Origin of the sequence: Paraburkholderia lycopersici (assembly GCF_900096975.1) — a bacterium.
Taxonomy (GTDB): Bacteria; Pseudomonadota; Gammaproteobacteria; order Burkholderiales; family Burkholderiaceae; genus Paraburkholderia; species Paraburkholderia lycopersici.
On the sequence record NZ_FMYQ01000072.1, the window covers coordinates 1 to 1683 of the forward strand.

Here is a 1683-nt window from a genome sequence, read left to right on the forward strand (position 1 = left end):
ACGGCGTAGGCCGTGGTGATGTCGTCAGGGGCGATCTCGCCGCGCACTGGCGCAATCACCTCGCGCGACGCTTCCGCGTCGCGCAGGCGCGCGGCAATCGCTTGAATCCTGTCCTTGGAAATCATCGGTTCATACTCTCTCTTTCAACCCAATCAAAATAAATACGGATCCCTTACAAACAATTTCACGGACCCGAAATGTATCGCCTTGATCCAGAAAAATTTACGGATCGCAAGATGGGCCAGTTCGTTGCCGTTATCAGTGAGGAAGCGCGATCGAACCATGCTCGCCGACGGCCTCGGTCGGACCGCGCTTGAGCACTACCAGCACCAGCGAAATCAGGCTCACCGCCAGACACACCACAGCCAGCACCCCAACCGCGCCGAACAGTCCGCCGGCCTTCGCCGCGATAGCGGTCACCACTAGCGGGCTCAGAAAGTTACCGAGAAAAAAGGCCGCCATATAACCACCGGCCCCACGGCCGCGCTGCGCGAACGGCAGGCGCACCATGGTCCAGTTCAGCAGCAGCGGCATCACCATGCCGCCGCCGAAGCACGCGACGAAAGCGCCGGCAATCAGAAAATTCACGTCCGGCACGCTGGACACGATGTAAAAGCCCGCCGCGATGATCGCAAACGACATCACCAGCAGGCGATTGATGGCCCAGCCCGACAGACGGTGGAACACGAACGCGCCGAACGGCACGCCAGCATTCGCGATCGCACTGCCGATGCCGATCACGGCAGGCGTTGTCACTCCGCGCTCGGTCAGGAGGAAGCTGATCTGAATAGTGATGACGAAGTACATCACCGAAGTGAACAACGACATCGCGCAAACGTGGCCGATCTCGCGCCACGGGAACGGCGGGCGGGCAGCCGCTTCGTGGCGGGTTTGCTTCGACTCGTCCGGCTCCCAAAGGAATATCGCGATCAGCGGCAGGAACAGCACCGCGCCGCCATAAACCAGGAACGGCGTGCGCCAGCCGGCGGCAAAGCCGCCAAGGACGCCACCCGCTGCGAACATCGCCACGGCGACGATGGAAGCCGAGCCGATCTGGATCGTCAGCCACTTCTCGCGCTCTTCGCCGGTGAAATAGTCGGCGGTCAGCGCGGTCGAGATGGTGGTGATGGCCGCTTCGGCAATCCCAACCACCACGCGTGTAGCGATGATGGCAGCGAGGCTGTGCAGGAAGAACGGCAAGATGCCGGCCACGGTGTAGACCGCGATCGAAATCAGATACAGGCGCTTACGACCGACAACATCGACCAACACACCCATGACCGGGCTGAACAGCGCGATCATCAGGCCAGGGATCACCAGCACGATCAAAGTAAGAATATCCGCGTGCGGTTGGTCCGCGAACGCCTTTTGCATAAACGGCAGCACGGGCGCAATCAGCACCGCGCCCGCCGATGCCAGCCAGCAGGTAGCGATCAGCAGCCAGCCTTGAAGGCGTCCAGCCTTCCCGCTGACTTTGGATTCCTTATTGTTTTCCGCTACTGTCGTCATCATTCATTGTCTCCTGTTGATTTTTTTCGATGCAACGCCTTCGCGCTGCATCTTTTCCTACCCGTTGGCTCAGGGCGCCTTAGAGCGTGTTAGGCACTATTGTTAAGGGCTGCAAAGTGGACAAGCATAAGCACGGCGAAAATGACGAAGTGCAGGCCGGCCAAGGTTTCGGGC

The 1683-nt window shown here is 60.1% G+C and carries 1 protein-coding gene and 1 pseudogene; both read right to left on the reverse strand.

Features of this window, described 5'->3' with window-relative positions; genetic code table 11:
- Positions 1 to 125 (reverse strand): annotated as a pseudogene (locus tag BLU17_RS34170) (2-keto-4-pentenoate hydratase); the annotation flags it as partial.
- Between the two features lie 133 nt (positions 126 to 258).
- On the reverse strand, positions 259 to 1512 hold the full coding sequence (locus tag BLU17_RS32015) for an MFS transporter (RefSeq protein ID WP_092006742.1): 1254 nt from the start codon (positions 1510 to 1512) through the stop codon (positions 259 to 261).
- Positions 1513 to 1683: the final 171 nt, after the last annotated feature.